Genomic DNA, 6,338 nt, shown 5'->3' on the forward strand with positions numbered 1-6,338 from the left:
TGGCGCTTCTGGAAAGACTCCATGCCTAAAACAGAGAGAACTTACCAGCCCGGCAGGATCTGGTTCGGCTTGGTCCGCTTCATCTTCGCAAAGGCGAGCGCGGCGAAGTCGAAGCTTCCCGCCTCTTCGCCGAGCGGCACCGAAATATTGTCCAGGCTTTCCGAGATATGGCGGGCCAGCGCCTCGACGATCTCCGGCCGCGATGTCTGGCCGCGCATGATGCCGATGCGGCAATCGGGCAGGGCGCCGAACCCGTCGGCGTCGCCCAGCACCCGCATGCCGGGCCTGAGCGCGCATTCCGGCAGCACCGAGATCGCCAGGCCGGACAGCACCGCGGCGGTGATGACGGTTGCCGAGAAGCTGGTGAACAGGATGCGATAGTCGCGGTTCTGCCGGTCGAGCACGTCGACGGCGGCGCGCCGCCAGATGCAGTTCGGCCGGCCGAAGGCCATCGGCAGCACATCCTGCTCATGCGTCGCATGGTTGGCCGAGGTGACCCACAGCAACGGCTCGCGCCGCACCACTTCCGATTGGCCATGCGCATCATTGTGCGTCACCAGGGCCAGATCGAGATTGCCTCGCTTGATATGCTCGACGAGCCCCGGCGTCGGCTCGCAGATCACCGTCAGTTCGACACGCGGATTGGAGCGCGCGAACCGCGCCATGATCTCGGGCAGGAAGCGATCGGCATAGTCGTCCGGCGTGCCGATGCGGATCGTGCCTTCGAGCCGCCGGTCGTCGAAGGCGGCCAGCGTTTCCCGGTTGAGGAACAGCAACCGTCTTGCATAGGAAAGCAGCCTGTCGCCTTCCTCGGTCAGCCTGTTGGTACGCCCGTCCTTCTCGAACAGCGGCTTGCCGATCCGCTCCTCGAGCCGGCGCATCTGCATGGACACCGCCGACTGGGTGCGGTGCACTTCTTCGGCTGCGCGCGTAAAGCTGCCGGTGTCGGCAATCGAGATGAAGGTCTGCAATTGATCGAGATCGAGAGGCGATTTCATCGGTCCAATCCATCACTGATGTTGATGTCAAAGATTAGAAACATTCGTTGGATTAATCAATCGTATCGTGGCAAATTCTCGATTGTCCACATGAACGCAGGTGAATCCGGACCGAAACGGCGCTTTCCCGGCGCCGATCGCATGGTTTTGCCCGTTCGCTTCCGAAGGAGATTGACATGGCTACGTTCGAATTCGCCACCGAGACCTCGCGCATCACCACGCGTCCGGCCGTTGCGACGCGCGTGGCCAATGCGGTCGCCAATGCCTACCGCGCCTGGATAAACCGCCGCGCCTTCTATCGCCTTGGCGAGATGTCGGACGCCGAACTCGCCGATATCGGCTTGACGCGCGCCGACCTGCACGTCGCCAATGTGCCGTTCGGCCGCGACCCGACGGTCAGGTTGCGCGCGATCGCCACCGACCGCGCGGACACGATCGAGGATCTGGCCCGCAAGGTGGCCTGATCGCCCAAGGTGCTCGATCGCATTGGCTGATTGCATTCAGTTTCGGTCGCCGTGAACCTTTTCAAAGGTAGAGGCGACCAAGGTTCATGCAGGCTCCCACTCCCTGCCGGTTCCCCGCCGGCCTGCCTGCATCCTGCCCGGTCCCTCCAGGACCGGGCTTTCTTTTTTGTGGGGGCGACTACCGCCGACCCATTCCCTGCTTGAACTGGTCGAAGATCGACTCCATGCCCTTCTGGTAGTCGTCGCGCTGCTGCGCACCCGTCTCGAACATCTTGCCGAACAGATCGTCGAATGGGTTTCTCGGCCTGCCGCTCGGATTGGGCGCCGGCTGCGGCGCCTGGCGCTGTTGCGGCGCCGGCTGCCCGCCAGCCATGCCGCCCCCTTGGCCGCCACCAAACATGTCCTGCAACACCTTGCCGAGCGGATTGTCGCCATAGGGATCGGGTGTCTGCTGTGGTTGGCGCTGCGGCTGCTGCGCGCCGCCGCCGAACATGTCTTGCAGCACCTTGCCGAGCGGATTGTCTCCCATCGGGTTCTGTGTCTGCTGGGGCTGGCCTTGCGGCTGCTGGCCGCCACCGCCAAACATATCCTGCAGCACCTTGCCAAGCGGATTGTCGGCCGGGTTGGCAGGCTGCGGCGCTTGGCGTTGCTGTGGGGCCTGGGCGCCACCGCCCGCTTGCCGCATCATCTGCTCGATGAGCTCGCCGAGCGGATTGCCGCCACCGCCGAAGCCGCCTGCCGCCTGCATCTGGTTTGTGGTCTGCTTGAACAGTCCGCCCATCATCATCGAAGCCACGGCCGGCAGCATCTGCTGCAGGATCTGCTGGCTGACGCCGCTCGCCTGCGCGGCCTGGCTGGCAACGGCGCGGGACAGATCCTTCGAGCCGAACAGATGGCCCAGAATGCCGTTGCCTTCATCGACGCCCTGCGGCGAGAAGGCCCGGCTTGCTTCTTCGAAATATTTGGCGTGCTGGCCGCTGGCCATCGCCGTCATGAACGAGCCGAGCCCGTAAGGATCGGCCGTGTTGCGTTTCAGCCCTTGTGAGAAGGCCGGCAGCAGCGCCTCGACCGCCGACTGCGTCTGCTGCTGCGAAAGCCCAAACTGTTGGGCCAGGGCCTGCATGCCGTTGCCGTTCTGGGCCTGCGCCAGAATGTCGAACAAGGAAGGCATTGATTTCTCCTCGAGAAAATCCTCGTTGGAGAAGTCTAGTTCGTTTCCATGACTGTTTGAAGCGACTTCTGCCGAGCAGTCGGCCGGGCGGATAGCGAAACCTTAATACGCATATTCCATGAACACCGGCTCGATCGAGCCGCCCCAGCGCGTATGATAGGCGGAGAGCAGCTCTTCGGCGCTGGTGGTGCCGCGCGCGACGACTTCATCCAATGTGTTGAGGAAGGTGGTTTCGTCGTAGCCGTCGCGGTTTTTCTTGGCCCTGTTCTTCAGTCCCATGCGTGAAATGACAAGCACGTCGCGGGCGATCTCGCGCAAGGTCGTGTTGCGGAAGGGCGCTGAAATGCCTTGCTCCGGCACGGCGTTGCGCATCGCCAGCACCTCTTCATAGGTCCAGTTCGAGGTCAGCGCTTCGGCCGCGTCGAGCGCAGCCTCGTCATAGAGCAGCCCGACCCAGAGGGCCGGCAGCGCGCAGATGCGCCGCCACGGCCCGCCATCGGCGCCACGCATTTCAAGGAACCGCTTCAGGCGCACGTCGGGGAACAGCGTCGACAGATGGTTGGCCCAGTCGCCCATTGTCGGCAGCCCGTCCGGTATCTCGTTGCGGGCGACACCCCCCATGAATTGGCGGAAGGTGACGTGCGTCATGTCATGATAGTGGCCGTCGCGGATGACGAAATACATCGGCACGTCGAGCGCCCATTCGACATAGTCGGCGAAGCCGAATTCGGGCGAGAAGCAGAATTCCAGCAGGCCGGAGCGCTGATTGTCGGTATCGCGCCAGATGTCGCCGCGCCAGCTCTGAAATCCGTTGGGTCGGCCTTCGGTGAAAGGCGAGTTGGCGAACAGCGCCGTCGACAGCGGCTGCAGCTTCAGCGACACCTGCATCTTGCGGCGCATGTCGGCTTCGTTCTCGAAGTCGAGGTTAACCTGGATGGTGCAGGTGCGATACATCATGTCGAGGCCCTTGCTGCCGACCTTGGGCATGTAACGCGTCATGATCTCGTAGCGCGACTTCGGCATTTTCGGCGTCTCGGCCAGCGACCATTTCGGGCTGCCGCCGAGGCCGAGGAACCGGATGCCCATCGGCTCGGCTATCTCGCGCACCTGCGCCAGATGCGCATTGCCCTCGCGGCAGGTCTGGTGGATCGTTTCCAGCGGCGCGCCGGACAGTTCGAACTGGCCGCCGGGCTCCAGCGAAATCGCCCCTTGGCCGGTCGGCTCGACCAGGCCGATGATGCGGCCGGCGTCCATGATTGGATCCCAGCCGAGCTTTTCCTGCATGCCTTCGAGGATGGCGCGGATGCCGCGCTCGCCGCCATAGGGCACCGGCGCGTTGCCGTCGACATAGAACGGGAATTTCTCGTGTTCGGTGCCGATGCGCCATTTGTCGCGTGGCTTGTTGCCTTCGGCCAGATGCTCGACAAGCTCGTCGACGCCTTCGATGGGCCGGAAATCGGTTGTGTCGCGCGCCATGACAAGTCCTTTGCACATGACCCCGAAAATCAGCTTCGATTTTCGGAAAGGATCATGTGCCCAATCAAGTGCTACAGCGTCCTTTGCGCGTCCGAAAGGACGCAGCAGTGCTGTAGGCGGCCGGATGACCGCCGGCGCTAAATGGACGAAATGTCAGTAGCCGATCAAGAGAAAAATCCTGAGCCACAGGTCAAGAGGAATTGATTCATGGCTGGTCTCACCAATCGCCGACCGTCGCCTGTATCACCGCAAGGGCGGCCACCGCGGCCGTGTCGGCGCGCAGGACGCGGGGCCCGAGCGGAATGGCGGTGACGAAAGGCAGCGCCCGCAGCATCTTGCGCTCGTCGTCGGAAAAGCCGCCTTCCGGCCCGACCAGCAGCCCGAGCTTGCTTTCTCTCAACCCTTGCAGCGCTGGCAGGGGATTGTTGGTCGAAGCGTCCTCATCGCAGAAGATCAGCCGCCGCTCTCTGTCCCAGTTGCTGAGCAAGCGTTCGAATTTTTCCGCTTCGCGCAACTCCGGCACCGCCAATATGCCGCATTGTTCGGCGGCCTCGACGACGTTGGCGCGCAGGCGGTCGATGCCGGGCCTTGCCACTTGCGTGTGCTGGGTGATGACCGGCTGCAGGATGCCGGCGCCCATCTCGACCGCCTTCTGCACGAGATAATCGAGCCGTCCCTGCTTCAGCGGTGCAAAGCAGTAGACGAGGTCAGGCAACGGCGGCTGCGGCCGCTGCGGGGCCAGTATCTTCAGGCGCACCGCCTTTTTCGACTTGGCGGCCATCGCCGCCGACCATTCGCCGTCGCGGCCGTTGAACAACAGGATTTCGGCGCCTTCCCCAAGCCGCAGCACATGCATCAGATAGTGGCTTTGCTGCGGGCTCGCCTCGAACTCGATGTCGGGTCCGAGGTCGTTCGGCACGAACAGCCGCTGCATCTTGTAATTGGCGCGCATCGTCGAGGAATGGGCGAGCCGGCCGTTGCCGTCAAGCCTCGGCGGTGGGATGCCAGACCGGTTCGTAGCCTTGCCTCAGCACGCAAAGAGTGGTTGCCGGCGTAAGCAGGCCGAGCGGACGGCCGGCAAAGCGATCGAACTCCACCGCTTCGTCATAGCCGGCAAACGACCAGCGCAATGCCATGCCGCCGCGCAGCGCGTAGGCCCTGGCACCATCCGTGACCATGGCGCCGTCCGGCAGCCCGGCAAGCTCATCCACCGCCTGCGGTCGCCCACCCGAGGCCAGCCGCTCCTTGTGCAGCCGCTTGTCGACCTGTGGCGCGCGTGGCTTGGCTATGGAGAAGATTTCGCCGAAGCGCCGGACGAAATCCGTGGCTCGTTCGCGCCGGCAGAAGAAGCAGGGCCGATGCCCGGCAGCGAGCGCCGTCACTTCATCGAGGAAAAACAACTCGGTCCAGCCGGCCTTGCCGCCATTCCGGTTGCGGCCCATTGGCTCGCGCCTGACATCGCGGAATTGGCACACACAGATGATCCAGGCCTGCAACGCCCAGCGCTTTTTCAGCAGCGTCTTCGTCTCGGGGTCATGGATGATGCCGCGATTGCCCGTGAACAGGCCGCGTTCGGGCACGGCGTGGATGGCGCCGAACGGATCGACGCGGTTCTGCAGTGGCATAGCTTTCTCCCCGAATACGCATCTTGGCTGAAACGCCGGCGCCATGATATCGCTCGTGACATCATTTTCATGTCAGCAGGTTTCTTCCATGCGGGTGCTGGTGGTCCAGAATTACGACAACACCGGCCTTGGCCAGGTCGGCGCCGCCCTTGCTGAAGCGGGAGCCGACCTCGATCTGCGCCGCCCCTATCAGGGCGAAGCCCTGCCGGAGGATGCCGCCCAGCATGACGCCATGGTGGTGCTTGGCGGCGGCCAGAATGCGCTGGCCGATGACGACTATCCCTATTTTCCCGCGTTGCTCGAACTGACCCGCGATTTCGCCGGCAAGGACCGCGCCGTGCTCGGCATCTGTCTCGGCAGCCAGCTGGTCGCCCGCGCCTTCGGCGGCGAGAACCGGATCGGCGCGGCCAATGAATTCGGCTGGTGTGGCGTCTCGCTGACGCCCGATGCCAAGGTCGATCCGGTGCTCGGCGCGCTGCCTGAGAACTTTCCCATTTTCCAGTGGCATGACGACACGTTTGCGTTGCCCGAAAACGCCGTGCGGCTGGCCGGCAATGACGTCGCCGAGAACCAGGCGTTCCGCATCGGCCGCGCGGTCTACGGC

General features: G+C 63.8%; 7 protein-coding genes. 2 read left to right on the forward strand and 5 right to left on the reverse strand.

Translation table 11 applies throughout. The features are described from left to right. Nucleotides 1–41: 41 nt before the first annotated feature. On the reverse strand, nt 42–998 hold the full coding sequence (locus CN311_RS24305; RefSeq protein WP_097576217.1) for a LysR substrate-binding domain-containing protein: 957 nt from the start codon (nt 996–998) through the stop codon (nt 42–44). 176 nt (nt 999–1,174) lie between these two features. Between CN311_RS24305 and CN311_RS24310 the strand changes: the two genes are divergently transcribed. Next, nucleotides 1,175–1,462 (forward strand): DUF1127 domain-containing protein, encoded by a 288-nt coding sequence (locus CN311_RS24310; protein ID WP_097576218.1) that lies wholly within the window; start codon nt 1,175–1,177, stop codon nt 1,460–1,462. A 178-nt stretch (nt 1,463–1,640) separates the two neighbouring features. Here CN311_RS24310 and CN311_RS24315 read toward each other — a convergent pair whose 3' ends face one another. The 4 genes from CN311_RS24315 to CN311_RS24330 form a co-directional block, all read right to left on the reverse strand. Beyond that, a complete protein-coding gene (locus CN311_RS24315; RefSeq protein ID WP_097576219.1) occupies nt 1,641–2,633 on the reverse strand; it encodes a DUF937 domain-containing protein in 993 nt (330 codons plus the stop codon). Between the two features lie 102 nt (nt 2,634–2,735). Then, nucleotides 2,736–4,109, reverse strand: a complete 1,374-nt coding sequence (locus CN311_RS24320) for a glutamate--cysteine ligase (protein ID WP_097576224.1) — start codon at nt 4,107–4,109, stop codon at nt 2,736–2,738. 217 nt (nt 4,110–4,326) lie between these two features. Then, on the reverse strand, nt 4,327–5,061 hold the full coding sequence (locus CN311_RS24325) for a 16S rRNA (uracil(1498)-N(3))-methyltransferase (RefSeq protein WP_097576220.1): 735 nt from the start codon (nt 5,059–5,061) through the stop codon (nt 4,327–4,329). A gap of 31 nt (nt 5,062–5,092) precedes the next feature. Beyond that, complete coding sequence (locus tag CN311_RS24330) at nt 5,093–5,734, reverse strand: hypothetical protein (protein ID WP_097576221.1); 642 nt, start codon at nt 5,732–5,734, stop codon at nt 5,093–5,095. Between the two features lie 88 nt (nt 5,735–5,822). Here CN311_RS24330 and CN311_RS24335 point away from each other — a divergent pair. Beyond that, nucleotides 5,823–6,338: type 1 glutamine amidotransferase (locus CN311_RS24335; protein ID WP_097576222.1), on the forward strand; the 516-nt coding region annotated here is incomplete at its 3' end.

The organism is Mesorhizobium sanjuanii, from assembly GCF_002529485.1.
GTDB classification, from domain to species: Bacteria; Pseudomonadota; Alphaproteobacteria; order Rhizobiales; family Rhizobiaceae; genus Mesorhizobium; species Mesorhizobium sanjuanii.